The 20,581-nt window shown below is 66.6% G+C and carries 16 protein-coding genes and 1 pseudogene; 12 read left to right on the forward strand and 5 right to left on the reverse strand.

Features of this window, described 5'->3' with window-relative positions; translation table 11 throughout:
* The first annotated feature begins 5 nt into the window (after nucleotides 1-5).
* The 12 genes from AZ34_RS09635 to AZ34_RS09690 all read left to right on the forward strand — a co-directional run bounded on the left by AZ34_RS09635 (nucleotide 6) and on the right by AZ34_RS09690 (nucleotide 14,444).
* A complete protein-coding gene (locus AZ34_RS09635) occupies nucleotides 6-2,111 on the forward strand; it encodes a 3-hydroxyacyl-CoA dehydrogenase NAD-binding domain-containing protein (protein ID WP_035607503.1) in 2,106 nt (701 codons plus the stop codon).
* A 44-nt stretch (nucleotides 2,112-2,155) separates the two neighbouring features.
* A complete protein-coding gene (locus tag AZ34_RS09640; protein ID WP_035607506.1) occupies nucleotides 2,156-3,331 on the forward strand; it encodes an acetyl-CoA C-acyltransferase in 1,176 nt (391 codons plus the stop codon).
* A gap of 249 nt (nucleotides 3,332-3,580) precedes the next feature.
* Nucleotides 3,581-5,428 carry an acyl-CoA dehydrogenase gene (locus AZ34_RS09645; protein WP_035607511.1) on the forward strand — a complete coding sequence of 616 codons (1,848 nt, stop codon included), beginning with the start codon at nucleotides 3,581-3,583 and terminating at the stop codon, nucleotides 5,426-5,428.
* A 76-nt stretch (nucleotides 5,429-5,504) separates the two neighbouring features.
* Nucleotides 5,505-5,708 carry a hypothetical protein gene (locus tag AZ34_RS09650; RefSeq protein WP_035607513.1) on the forward strand — a complete coding sequence of 68 codons (204 nt, stop codon included), beginning with the start codon at nucleotides 5,505-5,507 and terminating at the stop codon, nucleotides 5,706-5,708.
* Between the two features lie 42 nt (nucleotides 5,709-5,750).
* Nucleotides 5,751-6,536 carry an SDR family oxidoreductase gene (locus AZ34_RS09655; protein ID WP_035607516.1) on the forward strand — a complete coding sequence of 262 codons (786 nt, stop codon included), beginning with the start codon at nucleotides 5,751-5,753 and terminating at the stop codon, nucleotides 6,534-6,536.
* A gap of 134 nt (nucleotides 6,537-6,670) precedes the next feature.
* Nucleotides 6,671-7,108: a PaaI family thioesterase gene (locus AZ34_RS09660; RefSeq protein WP_035611364.1), complete on the forward strand. Its 438-nt coding sequence runs from the start codon at nucleotides 6,671-6,673 to the stop codon at nucleotides 7,106-7,108.
* Nucleotides 7,109-7,145: 37 nt separating this feature from the next.
* The gene (locus AZ34_RS09665; RefSeq protein ID WP_035607519.1) at nucleotides 7,146-8,174 is read left to right on the forward strand and encodes an NADP-dependent oxidoreductase; all 1,029 of its coding nucleotides are present in this window, start codon (nucleotides 7,146-7,148) and stop codon (nucleotides 8,172-8,174) included.
* A 44-nt stretch (nucleotides 8,175-8,218) separates the two neighbouring features.
* Nucleotides 8,219-9,898 carry an isovaleryl-CoA dehydrogenase gene (locus tag AZ34_RS09670; RefSeq protein WP_035607524.1) on the forward strand — a complete coding sequence of 560 codons (1,680 nt, stop codon included), beginning with the start codon at nucleotides 8,219-8,221 and terminating at the stop codon, nucleotides 9,896-9,898.
* 182 nt (nucleotides 9,899-10,080) lie between these two features.
* A complete protein-coding gene (sbcB, locus tag AZ34_RS09675) occupies nucleotides 10,081-11,547 on the forward strand; it encodes an exodeoxyribonuclease I (RefSeq protein WP_035607527.1) in 1,467 nt (488 codons plus the stop codon).
* 124 nt (nucleotides 11,548-11,671) lie between these two features.
* A complete protein-coding gene (locus AZ34_RS09680; RefSeq protein ID WP_035611366.1) occupies nucleotides 11,672-12,526 on the forward strand; it encodes an NAD-dependent protein deacetylase in 855 nt (284 codons plus the stop codon).
* Nucleotides 12,527-12,560: 34 nt separating this feature from the next.
* Nucleotides 12,561-13,475 (forward strand): ketopantoate reductase family protein, encoded by a 915-nt coding sequence (locus AZ34_RS09685; protein WP_035607530.1) that lies wholly within the window; start codon nucleotides 12,561-12,563, stop codon nucleotides 13,473-13,475.
* 51 nt (nucleotides 13,476-13,526) lie between these two features.
* On the forward strand, nucleotides 13,527-14,444 hold the full coding sequence (locus AZ34_RS09690) for an SDR family oxidoreductase (protein ID WP_035607532.1): 918 nt from the start codon (nucleotides 13,527-13,529) through the stop codon (nucleotides 14,442-14,444).
* A gap of 17 nt (nucleotides 14,445-14,461) precedes the next feature.
* Here AZ34_RS09690 and AZ34_RS09695 read toward each other — a convergent pair whose 3' ends face one another.
* The 5 genes and pseudogenes from AZ34_RS09695 to AZ34_RS09715 form a co-directional block, all read right to left on the reverse strand.
* Entirely contained in the window at nucleotides 14,462-16,588 is a 2,127-nt protein-coding gene (locus AZ34_RS09695) for a putative bifunctional diguanylate cyclase/phosphodiesterase (protein WP_051509661.1), read from the reverse strand.
* 234 nt (nucleotides 16,589-16,822) lie between these two features.
* Complete coding sequence (locus AZ34_RS09700; RefSeq protein ID WP_035607535.1) at nucleotides 16,823-18,112, reverse strand: amidohydrolase family protein; 1,290 nt, start codon at nucleotides 18,110-18,112, stop codon at nucleotides 16,823-16,825.
* Between the two features lie 80 nt (nucleotides 18,113-18,192).
* Nucleotides 18,193-19,116, reverse strand: coding sequence for an ABC transporter permease (locus tag AZ34_RS09705; RefSeq protein ID WP_197026522.1), 924 nt, complete (start codon nucleotides 19,114-19,116; stop codon nucleotides 18,193-18,195).
* Nucleotides 19,117-19,118: 2 nt separating this feature from the next.
* On the reverse strand, nucleotides 19,119-20,294 hold the full coding sequence (locus AZ34_RS09710; protein ID WP_231495502.1) for an ABC transporter permease: 1,176 nt from the start codon (nucleotides 20,292-20,294) through the stop codon (nucleotides 19,119-19,121).
* Nucleotides 20,291-20,581: pseudogene (locus AZ34_RS09715) on the reverse strand (ABC transporter ATP-binding protein); the annotation flags it as partial. The gene AZ34_RS09710 and the pseudogene AZ34_RS09715, both read right to left, overlap by 4 nt.

Here is a 20,581-nt window from a genome sequence, read left to right on the forward strand (position 1 = left end):
CAAGCATGAGTGCTGACTACGAAGTGCGCGGCGACGTGGCCGTCATCACCCTCAACAACCCGCCCGTCAACGGCCTGGGGCATGCGACCCGCAAGGGCGTGACCGATGGCCTGGAGCGGGCCAACGCGGACCCCAAGGTCAAGGCCATCGTGATCACCGGCGCGGGCCGCGCCTTCTCGGGTGGCGCGGACATCCGCGAGTTCGGCACGCCCAAGGCCATGCAGGAGCCCAATCTGCTGAGCGTGATCGCCACGGCCGAGAACTCGGCCAAGCCCGTGGTAGCCGCCGTGCACACCATCGCCATGGGCGGCGGGCTGGAGCTGCCCCTGGGCTGCCACTACCGCATCGTCGCGCCAGGCACCAAGGTGGCCCTGCCCGAAGTCAAGCTGGGTTTGATCCCGGGCGCTGGCGGTACGCAACGCCTGCCGCGCGCCCTGGGCGTGGAGCCCGCGCTGAACCTGATGGTCAGTGGCGAGCCGGTGCCCGCCGAGATGCTGGCCCAGGTGCCTGGCCAGAAGCTGTTCGACAAGATCGCTCAGTCCGCCGATACCTTGATGGACGAAGCCATCGCTCTGGCGCGTGAGAAAGCCGACGTCCGCCCGCTGCCCAAGCTGCGCGACCTGCCCGCCAAACATCCCCTGGGCGACGCCTACTTCCAGTTCGCGCGCAACACCGTGGGCGCGATGGCCAAGAACTTCCCCGCGCCGCTCAAGTGCGTGGACGCGGTGGAAGCCGCCACCAAGAAGAAGTTCGATGACGGCATTGCCTACGAGCGCGAGCATTTCATCAACCTGATGTGGACGCCCGAGTGCCGGGCGCTGCGCCATGTGTTCGCGGCCGAGCGTGCCGCCAGCAAGATCGCCGACGTGCCGGACGACACGCCCAAGCGCGAGATCAAGTCCGTGGCCGTCATCGGCGCGGGCACCATGGGTGGCGGCATCACCATGAACTTCCTGAACGCAGGTATTCCGGTCAAGGTCCTGGAGACCAAGCAGGAGGCGCTGGACCGTGGCATCGCCACCATCCGCAAGAACTACGAAGCCCAAGTGGGCAAGGGCAAGCTCAAGCAGGACAAGTACGAGCAACGCATGGCCCTGCTGAGCACCACGCTGAGCTATGACGACATCAAGAATGCGGACCTGGTCATCGAGGCCGTGTTCGAGGAAATGGGCGTCAAGGAAGCGGTGTTCAAGAAGCTGGACGCGGTGATGAAGCCCGGGGCCATCCTGGCCTCCAACACCTCGACGCTGGACCTCAACAAGATCGCGTCTTTCACGAAGCGTCCGCAGGACGTGGTCGGCCTGCACTTCTTCAGCCCGGCCAATGTGATGAAGCTGCTGGAAGTGGTGCGCGGCGCCAAGACCGGCAAGGACGTGCTGGCCACCGTGATGGCGCTGGCCAAGACGATCAAGAAGACGGCCGTGGTCTCGGGCGTGACGGACGGCTTCATCGGCAACCGCATGATCGAGCAGTACAGCCGCCAGGCCGGCTTCCTGCTGGAGGAGGGCGCGACGCCCGAGCAGGTCGACAAGGCCATCGAGAAGTTCGGCTTCGCCATGGGCCCGTTCCGCATGGGCGACCTGGCGGGCAACGACATCGGCTGGGCCATCCGCAAGCGCCGCTACGTCGAGAAACCGGGCATGAAGTACAGCAAGACGGCCGACAAGCTCTGTGAGCTGGGCCGCTTTGGGCAGAAGACCGGCGCGGGCTGGTACGACTACAAGCCCGGCAAGCGCGACGCCATCCCCAGCGAACTGGTCAACAAGATGATCGAGGACCATCGCAAGGAACTAGGCATCACGCCGCGCAAGATCTCCGAGCAGGAGATCGTCGAACGCCTGGTGTACTCGCTGGTGAACGAGGCCACGCGCATCCTCGAGGAGGGTATCGCGTCCAAGGCCAGCGACATCGACATGGTCTACCTCACGGGCTACGGCTTCCCGCTCTGGCGCGGCGGCCCCATGCAGTACGCCGACACCGTGGGCCTGTTCAACGTGGCCGAGAGCATGAAGCGCTACGCCCGCAATCCGCTGGACGACGCCCAGTTCTGGCAGCCCGCGCCCTTGCTGCAGAAGCTGGTGGCCGAAGGCAAGACCTTCAACAACGTCTGAGGCCGGCGAGTCCGGATGAGCAAGTACACCCTGAGGAAGATGTTATGAGCAAGGCTGTCATCGTTTCCACCGCCCGCACCCCGCTCGCCAAGAGCTGGCGCGGTTCCTTCAACATGACCCACGGTGCGACCCTGGGCGGACACGCAGTCCAGCACGCCATCGCGCGCGCCGGCATCGAGGGCGCCGAGGTCGAGGACGTGCTGATGGGTTGCGCCACGCCCGAGGGCGCGACCGGCTCCAACATCGCGCGCCAGATCGCCCTGGCTGCAGGCCTGCCCGTTTCGGTGTCGGGTGTTACGGTTAACCGCTTCTGCTCCAGCGGCCTGCAGACCATCGCCATGGCCGCGCAGCGCATCATCGCGGGCGAGGGTGATGTGTACGTCGCGGGCGGCGTGGAAAGCATTTCCTGCGTGCAGAACGAGGCCAACGTCCACATGCTGCACGATCCGGTTCTGAAAGCCAAGAAGCCCGAGATCTACTGGAACATGCTGCAGACGGCCGAGCAGGTGGCCAAGCGGTACAACATCGGCCGCGACGCCATGGACGAGTACGGCGCCGCCAGTCAGCAAAAGGCCGAAGCCGCGCTGGCGGCCGGCAAGTTCAGCGACGAAATCGTGCCCATCACGGTCACGGCCGGCGTGGCCGACAAGACGCTGGGCATGATCAGCAAGCAGGTCACCGTGAGCCAGGACGAAGGCATCCGTCCCGGCACCACCAAAGACGGCATCAGCGGCATCAAGCCCGCCATACCCGGCGGTGTGATCGCGGCTGGCAATGCCAGCCAGTTTTCAGACGGCGCGGGCGCCTGCGTGCTCGTCCATGAGGACTATGCCAGCCGCAAGGGCCTAAAACCGTTGGGCCGCTTCCTTGGCTTCGCGGTCGCGGGCTGCGAGCCGGACGAAATGGGCATCGGCCCCGTATTCGCCGTGCCCAAGGTGCTCAAGCGCCTGGGCCTCAAGGTGAGCGACATCGATCTCTGGGAATTGAACGAAGCCTTTGCCGTGCAGGTGATCTACTGCCGCGACAAGCTGGGCATTCCGGCGGATCGCCTGAACGTCAACGGCGGCGCCATTGCGGTGGGGCATCCCTACGGCGTCTCTGGCCAGCGCCTGACCGGCCACGCGCTGATCGAAGGCAAGCGCCGAGGCGCGAAGAAGGTGCTGGTGACCATGTGCATAGGGGGTGGCATGGGTGCGGCTGGGGTGTTTGAAGTCCTCTGACTTTTGAGGTTGACGAGGGCATGGGCATGCAGAGGTATTGCGTGCCGATCTGCTGGTGGAGCCCGAGGAGGCGGGGCGAAGTCGGAGCGAAGTAAAGGAGGAGAAGCGGCGCAGCCGCTTCGGGGGACATGAGCGCAGGCTTTGCCCCGCCTCCTCGGGCGATGAGATGGCTCGGACTTAAAGCAGTCGTGACTTGGCACCTGGCTTCACCGGCGATGCAGTAACACCCCGCATGACAACGAGAGAGACATGAGCTACCGTCAAACGCTGGAATTCCTCTTGCATGACTGGCTGCACGCCGAAACGCTGACGCAACGCCCGCGCTACGCCGAGCACAGCCGCGAAACCTTCGACGCCGTGCTCGACACCTGCGAGCGCATCGCGCGCGAAAAATACGCGCCCTTCAACCGCCTGATCGACACTGAAGAGCCTCGCACCGTCACCGAAGCCGACGGCAGCCTGCGCGTCGTGCTGCCCCAGGCCACGCACGAGGCGCAGCGCGCCTACGCCGAGTCCGGCATGCTCAGTGCCGCGCAGGATTACGACATCGGCGGCATGCAACTGCCTTACCTGGTCGAAGCCGCCGCCAACAGCTTCTTCGGCCTGGCCTCCATCAGCATGGGCTCCGGCCTGCTCACGGTGGGCAACGCCAACCTGCTGATGGTGCATGGAACCCCGAAGCAGAAAGAAGTGTTCGCGCTCAAGGAGTTTTCGGGCCAGTGGTCCGGCACCATGTGCCTGTCCGAGCCGCAGGCCGGCTCCTCGTTGTCCGACATCGCGACCAAGGCCGTGCCCGACGGCGATGGCTATGCGCAAGACCCGTTGGGACCGCGCTACCGCCTGCGCGGCAACAAGATGTGGATCTCGGCCGGCGAGCATGAGCTGACCGAGAACATCGTCCACCTCGTGCTCGCCAAGATCCCGGGCCCGGACGGCAAGCTGGTGCCGGGCGTGAAGGGCATTTCACTCTTCATCGTGCCCAAGAAGCTCGTGAATGCCGACGGCGCATTGACAGGGCAACGCAATGACGTGGCGCTGGCCGGGCTGAACCACAAATGCGGCTGGCGCGGCACGACCAACACGCTGCTCAATTTCGGCGAAGGCAAATTCCCTGTGAACGGCGCCCCGGGTGCCGTGGGGTACCTCGTCGGCCAGCCCGGTGAAGGCCTGCGCTGCATGTTCCACATGATGAACGAGGCGCGCATCGGCATCGGCATGGCCGCAACCATGCTGGGCATGGCGGGTTATCAGGCTGCCTTGGAGTACGCCAAGAACCGGCCGCAGGGGCGGCCGATAATGGGCACGGGAAAAGACGCCGCAGCGCCGCAAGTCCGCATCATCGAACACGCCGATGTCAAACGCATGCTGCTCGCGCAGAAAGCCTATTGCGAAGGTTCCCTGGCCTTGCAGCTCTACTGCGCCCGCCTGGTTGACGAGCAGCGTACCGGCACGCCCGAGGCCGTGGATGAGGCGCGCCTGCTGCTGGAGGTGCTGACGCCCATCGCCAAGAGCTGGCCCAGCGAGTGGTGCCTGGAAGCGAATTCCCTGGCCATCCAGGTCCATGGCGGTTACGGCTACACGCGCGATTTTCCGGTGGAACAGTACTGGCGCGACCAGCGCCTGAACATGATCCACGAGGGCACGCATGGCGTGCAGGCCCTGGACCTGCTGGGGCGCAAGGTGCGCATGGAAGGCGGGCGCGGCCTGACCTTGCTGGCCGCGCGCATGAACGCCACCATCGAGCGCGCGATCCAGCAGCCCGATCTGGCCGAGCACGCGAACGCACTGGCCGAGGCCCTGCAGCAGATTGGCGCCGCCACCAAGGCCGCCTGGGCCACCGAAAATCCGACCGAGGCCCTGGCCAACGCCGTGCCTTATCTGCAGGCCTTTGGCCATGTCGTGCTGGCCTGGATGTGGCTGGACCTGGCCTGCTGCGGCGCGCGCGCCGACACGACAATTGCGCCGGACCGCCGCGCGGGCGTGCTGCATGCCACCCGCTATTTTTTCCACTACGAGTTGACGAAAATCAAGCCCTGGCTGCAGGTGGTCGCGGCGCGTGACCTGACTTGCGCCACCATGCCGGAGGCCGCTTTCTGAGGGAGGCGGCTGCGCGGCAACGCGCTTTCCGCTTTAATCCGCGCATGCGGTTTGACCTCTACTCAGGAGCAATGTGATGAGCAACGAACGCCAAAAGACCCGGGTCGAAAAAGGCGCCTGGATCTGCCTGTACGGCGGCCTGCTGGCCGTGGTGCTGGGTTTCGTCTTTCAACGCCAGGGGCCGGACACGGCGGACCTGGCCAACATATTTCAAGTCGGCGGCGGTCTGGTCGCCGCCACGGGCGTGGGCCTGATCTGGCTGCGTTCCGTGATGAAGTAGGCCCGGCCCGACGGCCGGCATGACAACAACGAGGAGACAAGCATGACCCGCACCGTACAGCAACTGTTCGACCTTCAAGGCCAGACGGCCCTCATCACCGGCGGCTCGCGCGGCCTGGGCCTGCAGATCGCCCATGCCCTGGGCGAGGCGGGCGCCAAGGTCCTGCTCAGCGCCCGCAAGGCGGATGAGCTGGAGGAGGCCGTGCAGGAACTGCAATCCGCCGGCATCGACGCGCGCTGGGTCGCGGCCGACTGCGCGCAGGAGGCGGACATCCAGCGCCTGGCGCAGGAGGCGCTGCAGCGCCTGGGCCATGTGGACGTCCTGGTCAACAACGCCGGTGCGAGCTGGGGCGCCCCGGCGGAAGATCACCCGACTGCCGCCTGGGACAAGGTGATGAACCTCAACGTCCGTGGCTATTTTTTGCTGAGCCAGGCGATCGCCAAGCACGGCATGATTCCGCGCAAGCAGGGCCGCATCATCAACGTGGCCTCGATCGCGGGCCTGGGCGGCAACCCGGTCGAGATGAAGACCATCGCCTACAACACGTCCAAGGGCGCGGTGATCAATTTCACGCGCGCGCTGGCGGCGGAGTGGGGCGTGCATGGCATCACGGTGAACGCGATCTGCCCGGGTTTTTTCAAGACCAAGATGGCGACGGCCCTGATCGAGAAGCTGGGCGAGGACAAGATGGCGGCGCACGCGCCGCTGCGCCGTCTCGGCGACGATGAGGATTTGAAGGGCCTGGCGTTGCTCTACGCTTCGGCGGCGGGCAAGCACATCACGGGGCAGTGGCTGGCGGTGGATGGCGGCGTAAGTGCCGTGGTTTGAATGCTGCGTGTGCAGGATGATTTCGGGCGCGCGTGGCTTGGGGACCACTCCTCATATGATTTGTTGTGCAAATCGACATCGTCGGGTTCCCCAAACCCCGCGCTCCCGAAATCATTGAGCCAAGTATCTACACCATGAGTATTCCCTTCGGCGCAGAAATCCCCTTCGTCAACCACCTGGGTTTCGAACTCGTGAAGTTCGAGGACGGACAGTCCGAACTCGTGTTCGCGCCCCGGCCCGAGCACCTGAATTCCTTCGCCGTTGCGCATGGCGGCGCGCTGATGACCCTGCTGGACGTGACCATGGCCAGCGCCGCGCGCAGCGTGGACAAGGAAATGGGCGTGGTCACCATAGAGATGAAGACCAGCTTCATGCGGCCGTCCAAGCCCGAACAGGGGCCACTGAGGGCCAAAGGCCGCCTCATGCACCGCAGCACCACCATGGCCTTCACCGAAGGCACGGTTTATGACGGCGAAGGGCAAGCCTGCGCCCATGCCACGGGGACGTTCAAGTACGTCAAACGCCTGCCACCGGGTTTGAAGAAACTCAACGAGCAGATTTCAACCGACTGAACCCGCATGCAGCGGGCACCACAACAAGGAGACAGACATGCCCCGCAATCAACAGATCCTGCTCGCCAGCCGCCCCGCGGGCGAAGCCACGGCAGCCAATTTCAAGCTCGTGAGCACGGAGACACCGCCCTTGCAGGATGGCCAGGTGCTGGTGCGCCACCACTACCTCAGCCTCGACCCTTACATGCGCGGGCGCATGAGCGACGCCAAGAGCTACGCCACGCCGCAGCCCCTGGGCGAGGTGATGATCGGCGGCACGGTGGGCGAGGTGGTCGAAAGCCGGCACCCGAAGTTCGTGCCCGGTGACAAGGTGGTGGGCATGGGCGGCTGGCAGGACTACGCCGTGGTCGATGCCGCGCAACCCGGCACCTTGAGCAAGGTGCAGGCCGGGGACGGGCCGGGCCAGGTGCCCCTGTCGCAGTACCTGGGTGCGGCTGGCATGCCGGGCGTGACGGCCTGGTATGGGCTGGTCAAGATCATCGAACCCAAGCCAGGACAGACCGTGACCGTCAGCGCGGCCAGCGGCGCGGTGGGCAGTGCTTATGGCGCGCTGGCGAAAGCGCGCGGTTGTCGTGTGGTGGGCATCGCGGGCGGCAAGGAGAAATGCGACTACGTGGTCAACGACCTGGGTTTCGACGCCTGCATCGACTACAAGCAGCACGCCGACGCGGGCTCGCTGTCCAAGGCGCTCAAGGCCGCCTGCCCGGATGGCATCCACGGCCATTTCGAGAACGTGGGCGGGATGGTGCTGGACGCCGTGCTCTCGCGCATGAACGCGCATGGGCGCATCGCCCTCTGCGGCGTGATCGCTGGCTATGACGGCGCACCGATCCCGCTGACGTATCCGCAACTGCTGCTGACCCAGCGCATCCGTCTCGAAGGCTTCATCGTCAGCGAGCACATGGAGGTTTGGCCTGAGGCCCTCAAGGAACTGGTCACGCTGGTCGCCAGCGGAAAGCTGCGCCCGCGCGAGACCGTGGCGCAGGGCCTGGCCGCCGCACCCGAGGCCTTCCTGGGCATGTTGAAGGGCAGGAACTTCGGCAAGCAGCTCGTGAAGCTCATATAGTCCCTTTGCCGCCGCTCGTGCGGCCAGTCCCCAAGGAGACCGCCATGCACCAGACCCATGACGTGTTCAACCAGCCCGCACCGCTGGTGGATGTGAACCTCTTCGAGGGCAATCTGGCGATGCGCGACGCACTGAAGGTCCATGCGCCCGCGCTGGACCTGCGGCCCCTGGAGGCGCTGGGGCAACTGGCGGGCAGTGCCACCATGCAGGTGCACGCGCGCTTGGCCAACGCGCATGGCCCACAGCTGCGCACGCACGACCGCCAGGGCTACCGCATCGACGAGGTGGAGTTCCACCCGAGTTACCACATTCTGATGGTGGCGGCCATGAAAGCGGGTTTGCACGGCACGCCCTGGCTGGAGCAGGCCTCGAAGTCGACGACCTCACCACATGTCCAGCGTGCCGCGGGCTTCATGCTCTTCACCGAGCTGGAGCCCTCCATGCTCTGCCCGATCTCCATGACCTATGCGGTCACGCCTGCGCTGCGCGCCAATGCGGCCATCCACCAGGAATGGTCAACGGGCCTGGGCGCACGGGCCTACGACCCGGCGCTCACGCTGTACAAGCACAAGGCCGGTTTGACCATGGGCATGGGCATGACGGAAAAACAGGGCGGCAGCGACGTGCGGGCCAACACCACACGCGCCGAGCCCGACGGGCACGATGCCTGGGGCGCGCGTTACCGCCTGACCGGCCACAAATGGTTTTTCTCCGCACCCATGAGCGATGCCTTCCTCGTGCTGGCGCAGACGGCCAATGGACTGTCCTGCTTCTTCCTGCCGCGCGTGCTGCCCGAGGCCTTGTCCGGCAGCACAACCCAGGGGCAGCACAACGCGCTGCGCATCCAGCGCCTCAAGGACAAACTGGGCAACAAGGCCAATGCGAGTTCCGAGGTGGAATTTGAAGGCGCGCTGGCCTGGTTGGTGGGCGAGGAGGGGCGGGGCGTGCCGCAGATCCTGGAAATGGGCACCATGACCCGGCTCGACTGCGCCCTGGGCAGCAGCGGCCTGATGCGACAGGCGCTGACCCAGGCCATCCATCACACGCGCCAGCGTCTGGCCTTCGGCAAGACACTGATCGAGCAGCCCCTGATGAAAAACGTGCTGGCCGACCTGGCGCTGGAAAGCGAGGCCGCCACCGCGCTGGCCTTGCGACTGGCGCGTACCTTTGACCAGCTCGACGATCCGCATGAAAAAGCCATGGCCCGATTGCTTACGCCCGTGGCCAAGTTCTGGATCTGTAAGCGCGGCGCGGGTTTCGCGCAGGAAGCCATGGAATGCCTGGGTGGCAACGGCTATGTGGAGGAGGGCGGCGAGGGTGTGCTGGCGCGCATCTACCGCGAGATGCCGGTCAATTCCATCTGGGAAGGCGCGGGCAACATCATGGCGCTGGACCTGTTGCGCGGCCTGCGCAAGGCTGACGCCGCCAGTGCCCTGGCGCAGGAGTTGAAACCCGCCCTGGGCCAACACGCCGCACTCGACCGCATGGCGCGCAGCTTGCCCCTGCGCGTGGAAGTCATGGGCAGCGAAGTCGAAGCACGCCGACTGGCGCAGGACGTGGCCCTGGCCGTGCAGGCGGCCTTGCTCGCGCAAAGTGCGCCCGGTTTCGTCTGCAGCGCCTTCTGCGAATCCCGCCTGGGCGGTGCCTGGGGCCAGACCTACGGCAGCCTGGGCAATGGCGTCGATTTCGACGCGATCTTGCGACGCGCCTTGCCGGCAAGATGAACCTCTTGGAGCGTCAAAAGCGCCAGTTTCAGCAGGGGCGCTGGCTGGGGCGGACCCGACGATTTGGATTTTGCGTTCAGCAAAATCGTATGAGGAAGGTTCGTCCCAGCCAGCGAGCCTGCGTGCCCGGGAACGTACCCGCATAATCGTCGCACACCAGTGGCGCTGGCGATAATCCACGAATGGCTCTGACCTTCTTCTGGCACGACTACGAAACCTTCGGCGTCAACACCCGCCGTGACCGGCCTGCCCAATTCGCCGGCATCCGCACCGATGCCGACCTGAACGAAATCGGCGAACCCGTCATGCTCTACTGCCGGCCGGCAGACGACTACCTGCCCGACCCCGGTGCCTGCCTGCTGACCGGCATCACACCTCAGACCTGTCTTGAGCAGGGCGTGCCGGAGCATGAGTTTGCCGCCCGCATCGAACAGGAGCTTGCCCAGCCCGGCACCATCGGCGTGGGCTACAACACCATCCGCTTCGACGACGAAGTGACGCGTTTCCTGTTCTGGCGCAACCTCATCGACCCCTACGCCCGCGAATGGCAGAACGACTGCAGCCGCTGGGACCTGCTGGACGTGGTGCGCCTGTGCCGCGCGCTGCGGCCCGAGGGCATCGAATGGCCGCTGCACCGCGACGGCGAGATGAAGGGTAAAGCCAGCTTCAAGTTGGAGCACTTGACCGCCGCCAATGGCCTCGCCCACGAGGCCGCGCACGATGCCCTGAGCGACGTGCGCGCCACCATCGCTCTGGCGCGACTGATCAAGGACAGACAACCGCGACTGTTCGACTTCGCCCTGGCCCTGCGCAAAAAGGACGCCGTGGCGGCCGAGTTGGGCCTGCCCACCTCCCAGACCCAGGCCCGGCCCTTTCTCCATGTGTCCGGCATGTTCCCGGCCGAACGCGGTTGCCTGGCCCTGATGTGGCCGCTGGCCACGCATCCCACGAACAAGAACGAACTGATCGCCTGGGACTTGAGCGCCGATCCGCGCGAGCTGCCCGGCCTGAGCGCTGAGGAGATCCGACTGCGCCTCTACACCCGCACGGATGACTTGCCAGAAGGCGTCAGCCGCTTGCCGATCAAGAGCGTGCACCTCAACAAGTCGCCCATGGTGGTCAGCAATCTCAAGACCTTGCGGCCCGAACTGGCCGAGCGCTGGGGCATCGACATTGAGGCCGCGTTGCGCAACGCTGCCGTCGCGCGTGAACTGCCGGACATGAGCGCCATCTGGCCTCAGGTCTTCCAGCGTCCCGCCGAAGCCGGCACACCCGACGTGGACGAGGACCTCTACGGTGGTTTCGTTGGCAACGAGGACCGGCGTCGCCTGGCCCGCCTGCGCGCGCTCTCGCCCCAGGAGCTGGCCACCAGCCGCGCCGGTTTCGACGACGCGCGTCTGGGCGACATCCTGTTCCGCTACCGCGCTCGCAACTTTCCGGACACGCTGAACGGCGAGGAGCAAGCGCGCTGGTTGGCCCATCGCGTGGCGCGCCTGGTGGACGGCGAGGGCGGCGCGCGCAACCTGGATACCTTGTTTGCCGAACTCGACCGCCTGGGACAGGACGCGACCGAACAAGGCGACGCGCGCGGCGAGGCGATCCTGGAGTCGCTGTACGCCTATGCCGAGCAGATCGCCCCGGAAGCATGAGTAACCACCCCAGGCTTCGCGCCCTTCGTTCGCTTCGCCACCCCCTCCTGCTGCGCGGAGGGGCGCAGCCAGCGGCCTGGCAAAGTCAGCTCCGCGGCTGCCGCGCACTGATTTGGGCAAGCTCATGACTGACATCGAAGCCCTGCGTGCCTTCGTCGAACGCCATCCGCGCCTTTTCGTGCTGACCGGCGCGGGCGTCAGCACGGACAGCGGCATACCGGATTACCGGGACGCCAAGGGCGAATGGAAACGCCCACCGCCTGTGACCTTCCAGGCCTTCATGGGCGAGCACAGGACGCGCCAGCGTTACTGGGCACGCAGCCTGATTGGCTGGCGCACGATCGGCGAGGCCCGACCGGGCCCGGCCCATCAGGCCTTGCAGGCGCTGGAGGCAGCGGGCCGCATCGAGCTGCTGCTGACCCAGAACGTCGATGGTCTGCACCAGGCCGCGGGCAGTCAGAAGGTGATCGATCTGCATGGCCGCATCGACACCGTGTGCTGCATGGCCTGCGCGCGCCGCTGGCCACGCGCCGAATGGCAGCAGACCTTGCGCCAGGCCAACCCGGACTGGGTGGCGCTGCATGCCCCGGCCGCGCCCGACGGCGACGCCGACCTGGAGGGCGTGGATTTCGGCACCGTGGTGGTGCCGCCGTGTCCGTACTGCGCGGCCGAAGGCCGGGTCAGCATCGTCAAACCCGACGTGGTCTTCTTCGGCGAGAACGCGCCGCGCGAGCGCGTGTTGGCCGCCTTCGAGGCGCTGGCACGATCCGACGCCATGCTGGTGGTGGGCTCTTCGCTGATGGTGTATTCGGGTCTGCGTTTCGTGCAGGCGGCGGTGGCCGCGGGCCAGCCCGTGGCGGCGCTCAACCTGGGCCGCACACGGGCCGACGATCTGCTGGCGTTGAAAGTCGAACAGTCCGTGGGGCCGGTGCTGCAGGCGCTGGCGCACCAGGTGGTGGGGGCAAGGCAAGAGGCATGAGCGGCATGACGGGTCGCATGAAGGGAGTGAGCGCATGAAGGTGGCGGTGATGGGCGCGGGTGCCGTAGGTTGTTATTACGGGGGCATGCTGGCGCGAGCGGTTCCCGGGGCCGGTCACGCGGTGACATTGATCGCGCGGCCGGCGCATGTGGCAGCCATTGAACGCGCGGGCCTGCGCCTGGAGACCCAGGGCTTTGACGAGCAGGTGCGCCTGAGCGCCAGCAGCGAGCCTGCCGCCGTCGCCGGTGCTGACCTGGTGCTGTTCAGCGTCAAGTCCGGCGCGACCGAGGAAGCGGGCGCCTTGATCCGTCCGCACCTGAAACCCGGTGCCTTGCTGCTCTGCCTGCAGAACGGCGTGGACAACGCCGAGCGCCTGCGTGCGGTGCTGCCGGACCACAGCGTCGCCGCCGCCGTGGTCTACGTGGCCACCGAGATGGCCGGCCCCGGCCATGTGAAACACCATGGGCGCGGGGAACTGGTGATCGAACCTGCCGCCCGGGCGATTGCACCTGTCTTGATCGCCGCCGGCATCCCGGTGGAGATCAACGACAACGTGCGCGGCGCGCTCTGGGCCAAGCTCATCCTGAACTGCGCCTACAACGCGCTGTCGGCCATCTCCCGCCGGCCTTATGGCGTGATGGTTCAAGGTGTCGGTGTGAAGGACGTGATGGCCGACCTGGTGGCCGAATGCCTGGCCGTGGCGGCCGCGGACGGCGTGGTGATTCCCGGGGGCAAGCAGGCCACGGACCTGGCCGTGCGCCGCATCGCCGAGACCATGCCAGGCCAGTATTCATCGACCGCCCAGGACCTGATGCGCGGCAAGCCCAGCGAGATCGACCACCTCAACGGCTACGTGGCGCGTCGCGGCGCGGCCCTGGGCGTGCCCACGCCCGTCAACCGGGCCTTGTGGACGCTGGTCAAGCTGCTGGAAACACAGGTGACTGCATAGCGAGTCGGCCTGTCGGATGATCTGTCGGGTCAACAACGAGGAGACAACGACATGATGACGGATTTCAAGGACAAGGTGGCCGTGCTGACCGGCGCCGGTTCGGGTTTTGGCCTGGAATGTGCCCGCATCGCGGCGCAGCGCGGCATGAGGCTGGTGCTGGTCGATGTGCAGCAGGATGCGCTGGACCGAGCCGTCGAAGAACTGCGCGGCCAGGGCGTCGAAGTGCTGGCACGCAAGGTGGACGTGTCCGATGCCGCGCAGATGGAGGCTTTGGGGGCAGCCGTGCAGGAGCGCATGGGCGCGCCGCATTTCGTCTTCAACAACGCGGGCGTGGGCGCGGGCGGACTGGTCTGGGAAAACAGCGTGGCCGATTGGCAGTGGGTGCTGGGCGTCAACCTCTGGGGCGTGATCCATGGCGTGCGTGTCTTCACGCCCATGATGCTGGAAGCTGCGGGCCGGGACCCGAACTGGCGCGGCCACATCGTCAACACGGCCAGCATGGCGGGCCTGCTGACGCCGCCGAACATGGGCGTCTACAACGTGAGCAAGCATGCCGTGGTGGCGCTGACGGAAACGCTGTACCAGGATCTGGCGCTGGTCACGGACCAGGTCGGCGCCTCGGTGCTCTGCCCGTACTTCGTGCCGACGGGCATCAACAGCAGCGAGCGCAACCGCCCTCAGGACCTGGCGGCGGGTCGGGCCACACGCAGCCAGCGCATCGGCCAGGCCATGAACGACAAGGCGGTCAGCTCGGGCAAGGTGACGGCGGCGCAAGTCGCGGCCCAGGTGTTCGAGGCCGTGGCCAACAACGCCTTCTACATTTACAGCCACCCGCAGGCGCTGGGCAACGTGCAGCAGCGCATGGAGGCCATCGTGGGCCAGCAGAACCCGCCCGACCCCTTTGCCGCCCGGCCCGAGGTCGGGGAGAAGCTGCGACAGGAATTGCGCCAGGATTTCCGCGTGTCTTGAGACGACCTGTCGCCGGCTCAATGCGTGTCGGCCTGGCCAGAACTGGTCCCGGACCGGCGCGAGAGCCAGTCCGTCAGTGTGGTCACAGGCATGGGGCGCGCGTAGAAATAGCCCTGCAGTTCGTCGCAACCCAGGCCGGCCAGGATGTCGCGCTGGCCCTCGGTTTCCACGCCTTCGGCCACCACGGTCAGTCCCAACGCGTGGGCCAAGCTGACCACGGCTTGCACGATGGCTCGGGCATCGGCGCTGTGCTCCAGATCGCGCACGAAGCTCTGGTCGATCTTCAACTGGTCGGCGTCCAACTGGCGCAGGTAGGACAGGCTGGAATAGCCGGTGCCGAAATCGTCGATGGACAGCTGGATGCCGATCTCACCCAATTGCTCGAAGATACGAAGAGTGTGGCCCGTGTCTTCCATGGCCACGGACTCGGTGACTTCGAAGCTCAGCAGGGCCGGGTCCAAACCATGCTTGTTCAGCAGCTCGCGGGTGCGTTCCGCCAGATTGGCCTGGCGCAGCTGGTGCACGGAGAGGTTGACAGCCACGGCCAAGGGTTGACCCTGTTCCCGCCATGCCACGGCCTGAATGCAGGCCTGCTCGATCACCCAGTCGCCCAGGGCGTTGATCAGGCCAAAACGTTCGGCCACCGGGATGAAAATGCCCGGCCCCAGCAGCCCGCGCTGAGGGTGGCGCCAGCGCGTCAGTGCCTCGACCCCCGTCAGGCTGCCGTCGCGCGCGCTGACCTTGGGCTGGTAGTGCAGCTCCAGTTCTCCCTCGCGCGTCAGGGCCTGGCGCAGGTCACGCTGCAGCTCCAGCTGTTCCTTGGCGCGTGCGCTCATGTGCGGCTCGTAGAAGGTGAAGTCTGAGCCGCCGGCGCGCTTGGCCGCGTGCATGGCCGCGTCGGCCTGCACCAGAAGCTGGTCGGCCGCGCCGTCACGCGGGAAGCGGGCGATGCCGATGGAGCAAGACAGACGTACTTCCTGCGAGCTGCCTTCGTCCCCGCCGCGCACCGGGGCGGACACGTCGTCGATGATGCGGCGCGCGACCCGCGTGATGGCATCGGCGTCGCCCTGGTTATCCAGCAAGATGACGAATTCGTCGCCGCCGATCCGTGCCACGGCATCGATGGCGCGCAGCTGCGCGGTCAGACGGCGCGCCATCTCGCGCAGCACGTCATCGCCGAAGCGGTGGCCGAAGGAATCGTTGACCGGCTTGAAGCCGTCCAGGTCGACGAAGAGCAGGGCGAAACCATGGCCGTCGCGTTCGCTGCGCTCGACCGCGAGGCGCAGGCGCTCGTCCAGCATGCGGCGATTGGGCAAACCGGTCAGCCCGTCGCGCAGCGATTGCTCCTTCAACCGGTTGTTGCTGCTCTTGAGCGAGGCTTCGAGCAGCGCGGTCTGGGTCTGCATGTGCGCGTCGATCATGGAGGTGAGGGTCGCGAGCAGCAGCAGCACACCGGTGGCTGCGGCGATGACCGCGCTCAGGCCCACGCCGCCCAGTTGATCCGCGCTCAGGCAGATCGACCCCTGGGGGAAGGAGGCCGCCGCCATGCCGCTGTAGTGCATGCCGCAGATCGCGGCGCCCATCAGCAGCGCGGCTCCGACCTGGCCCAGGAATGCGCGCCGGCCTTGCAGCTTGCGCAAGCCGAAGAAGATCAGCAGGGACGCCGCCGAGGCGCCCACGGCAATCACGATGGAGACGGTCACCCAGAGCATCGACCATTGGATGGGCGGTGCCATGACCAAGGCCTGCATGCCCAGGTAGTGCATGGCGCAGATACCGCCGCCCATGATCAGCGCGCCGCGCGCCAACTGTCCCCAGTTGAGTTCGGCATCGCTGGCGATGTGCAAGGCCACGCCCGAGGCGGCCACGGCGGCCAGCCAGGACAGGCTGGTGATGCCGTAGTCGTAGCCCACGTCGATGGGCAGGTCCATGGCCAGCATGCCCACGAAGTGCATGGCCCAGATGCCGGTGCCCATGACGATGGTGCCGCTGAGCCACCAGCCACGGGCCACCGACAGGTGGGGGGTGCGCACGCGGCGCGCGAGGTCCAGCGCGGTGTAGGAGGCGAAGCTCGCGATCAGGTAAGAAAGCGCCACGACCCAAGGGTCATAGCTGGGCGTGAGCAGATCAGGCGAGGGGAACATGGGAACACCGCGAGCAAAACATACACAAGAAGAGCGCACACCCAAGGCATGGACCTGTATGGACAGCGCTGTCTGATTTTGCCTGCATCAGGGGGAGGCTTTTGCCCCTTGTTAGGGAAATCCTATGGTTGCTGGATCAAACACGCAGGACCGTGAATATTTCACGCCAGTACTGATTGACAAAAGAACTCAGTGATGGTGGATGCTGTTTGTGGTCCAGGCCTGGACCCGGGTTCAGGCGCGCAGCCCCGGGGTCAGTGTGAGTGGTGCGCGCCCGGGCAGGCCCAGGCGGGTCTGCTGTTGCGGGCTTTGCGCCAGCAGCAGGCCCTGGCGCCAGACGCCCAGGCGGGTCGGGCGCAGGCGGATCGCTTCCACCACGTCGCGGGCCTGCAGCAGCAGGAAACTGGCGTCGCACCCCGGCGCCAGGCCGTAAGCCGACAGGTGCATGACCTTGGCCGCATTCGTCGTCACGGCCTCGTAGCAGGCGCGCATGCCCGCCTGACTGGTCATTTGCGCCACATGCAGGCCCATGTGAGCCACGTCCAGCATGTCGGCGCTACCCAGCGAATACCAGGGGTCCATGACGCAGTCGTGACCAAAGGCCACGGTCACGCCTGCGGCCATCAGCTCGGGCACGCGGGTCATGCCGCGCCGTTTGGGATAAGTGTCGTGCCGACCCTGCAGGGTGATGTTGATCAGCGGGTTGGCCACCGCGCTCACGCCACTTTGCGCGATCAACGGAATCAACTTGCTCACGTAGTAGTTGTCCATGCTGTGCATGGAGGTCAGGTGGGAGCCGTTCACACGACCTTGCAGGCCCAGGCGCTGGGTCTCATAGGCCAGGGTCTCGATGTGGCGCGACAATGGGTCGTCGGATTCGTCGCAGTGCATGTCCACCAGCAGGCCGCGCTCGGCGGCGAGTTCGCATAGCAGCTTGACGCTGGCCGCGCCCTCGACCATGGTGCGTTCGAAATGCGGGATCCCACCCACCACCTCCACGCCCAGGTCCAGCGCGCGTTTGAGGTTGTCTAGACCACCGGGGATACGCAGCACGCCGTCCTGTGGGAAGGCGACCAGCTGCAGGTCGAGGTAAGGCGCTACCCGTTTCTTGACTTCGAGCATGGCGTGCACGGGCAGCAGGCTGGGGTCGCTGGTGTCCACATGGCTGCGGATGGCCAGCAGACCTTGGGCCACGGCCCAGTCGCAATATGCCAGCGCCCGTTCGACCAGGGCTTCCCCGGTCAACAGCGGCTTGAGTTCACCCCAGAGGGCGATGCCCTCCAGCAGCGTGCCGCTGGCGTTGACCCGGGGCAGACCGTAGGACAGCGTGGCATCCATGTGGAAATGCGGGTCCACGAAGGGGGGCGAGAGCAGCCAACCCTGGGCGTCGACCGTTTCTTTCGCGGGCGCCTGGTCTGTGCTCAGGCCTTCCCGGACCTCGACGATCTTGCCGTTCTGCACGGCCACGGACATGTTCTGGCGCCCGTCGGGCAGGCAAGCATGGGTGATGAGTAGATCAAGCATGGGCGGCGTCGGGTTTGTTCAAGACAAGAGTGCCGCGAGCGCCTGAACTTGGTTTTTCGCGGTGCGTATGGATGCAAGGATCATCGTTCCCCCTTGCGGTAGGGCTTCATCAACGCCTGCGGATAGGCCGCCTTGCGCGCGACCAGCACCAGCGCGAGGATGGACAGCGCGTAGGGCAGCATCAGGTAGAGCTGGTAGGGCAGCCAGGCGTCGCCTGATTGCTGCAGGCGCAGTTGCAGTGCATCGAAGAATGCGAAGAGCAGCGCGCCCAGCAGGGCCTTGCCGGGTTTCCACGAGGCGAAGACGACCAGGGCTACGCAGATCCAGCCTCGGCCGTTGACCATGTTGAAGTAGAAGGCGTTGAAGGCGGACAGGGTGAGGAAAGCGCCGGCCACGCCCATCAGCGCCGAGCCCGCCACGATGGCGCCCGTGCGCACTGCGACGACCGGGATACCCTGGCCTTCGGCCGCCTGCGGGTTCTCGCCGCACATGCGCAGGGCCAGGCCCAGGGGCGTGCGGTACAGCAGGTAGGCCAGCACGGGCACGAGCACCAGGGCCAGCAAGGTCAGCGGCGTCTGCGTCGACAGGACGGGGATCTGCCCGAGCAGGGCCCAGTCCTGCATGGGGCCGAAGGGTGTCACCGTGGGCGGCGTGCTGACCTGCGGAAAACTCACGCGGTAAGCGAAATAGCTCAGGGCCGTGGCCAGCAAGGTGATGCCCAGGCCCGAGACATGCTGCGACAGCGCGAGCCCCACGGTGAGCGCGGCGTGCAGCAGGCCGAAGACCGCACCCGTCAGCGCCGCCACGAGCACGCCCGTCCAGAGTGATGCGCCCAGGTAGACGGCCAGCCAGCCTGTGAAGGCGCCAGCGACCAGGATGCCTTCGATGCCCAGGTTGAGCACGCCCGCGCGTTCGCACAGCAGCACGCCCAGGGTGCCGAGGATGAGCGGCGTGCCGATGCGCAGCACCGCGCTCCAGAAGTCGGGGGTGGCCAGAATGTCCATTGTCAGCCCCCACGCTCCCCCACTGCGTGTGGGTCGCTGCCCCCACTCGCAGGCTTGTCCTGCGCTTTGCTCGGGGTGGGGTTTCGCAGGCCTTGGGACGGCCCGGCGGCGCTCAACATCTTCCAGCGGATTCGGTACTGCGCGAAGAGCGCCGCGACCAGCACGGCCAGCAGCGAGGTCGCGACCATCACGTCGGCGATGTAGGTGGGCACGGCGATCGCGCGGCTCATGCTGTCGGCGCCCACCAGCACGCCCGCGACGAACAGGCTGGCGGCCAGCACGCCCAGCGGGTGCAGGCCCGCCAGCATGGCGATCACGATGCCGCTGTAGCCGTAGCCGGGCGACATGTCGAGCGTGACGTAGCCGGTGCGGCCCGCGACCTCGATGGCGCCGGCCAGGCCCGCGAGCGCACCCGAGAGCAGGGCGGTCAACACCACGGTGCGCGTGACGCGCACACCCGCGAAGGCCGCGGCACGCGAATTGGCGCCGACGGCGCGGATGTCGAAGCCCGGCGCGGTGTGCTTGAAGAACACCCAGACCAGCAGGGCCAGGGCCGCAGCAAACAGCAGGCCGGTGTGGGCGCGGGTCTGAGGAATCAGTTTGGCCAGTTCCAGCTCGCCCTGCAGCGAGACACTCTGCGGCCAGCCCAGCGCCAGCGGGTCTTTCATGGGGCCGTCGAGCAGGGCCGAAACGCCCAGCAGCACGATGAAGTTCAACAGCAGGGTGGTGACGACCTCGTCCACGCCCAGCCGGTTCTTCAGCAGCGCGGGGCCGAGCAGCAGCAGGGCGCCTGCCAGCGCCGCCGCGAGCAGCATCAGGGGAAACAGCAACCACGGTGACAGATCAAAACCCGTGCCGCCGTGCAGGCCGCCGACGGCAACCGCCGCCAGCGCGCCGGCATAGAGCTGGCCTTCGGCGCCGATGTTGAACAGCCGTGCCTTGAAGGCGACGGTGACGGACAGGCCGGTAAGGATCAGCGGGATCGCGCGTGTCAGGGTCTCGCTCCATGCGAAGACCGAACCGAACGCGCCCTTGAACAGCAGGCCGAAGGTCTGCGCCACCGGCGCGTCGGCCCAGAGCACCAGCAGGCTGCTGACCCCCAGGGTGAAGGCGATGGCGGCGCCGGGGGCCAGCACCAGGGCAAGGGCTGAGGCCTGGTTGCGTTTTTCCAGCCTCATGTCGCGGTGCTCTCCGGCGTCACGCCGGCCATGGCCAGGCCGATGGCCTCGCGTGTCCAGTCTTCGGTGGGCCGGGCCTCGCTCAGGCGGCCCGCGTGCATCACGGCCACGCGGTCGCCCAGGGTCAGTACCTCGTCCAGATCGTCGGAGATCAGCAGCACGGCCGCGCCCGCGTCACGGGCGGCGACGAGCTGGTCGTGCACGTAGGCGACCGCGCCGATGTCCAGGCCCCAGGTGGGTTGGTGGGCGACGATGAGAACCGGGACCCCCACGCTCCCCGCTGCGCG

It is taken from the genome of Hylemonella gracilis str. Niagara R (assembly GCF_000600295.1).
Lineage (GTDB): Bacteria > Pseudomonadota > Gammaproteobacteria > Burkholderiales > Burkholderiaceae_C > Hylemonella > Hylemonella gracilis_A.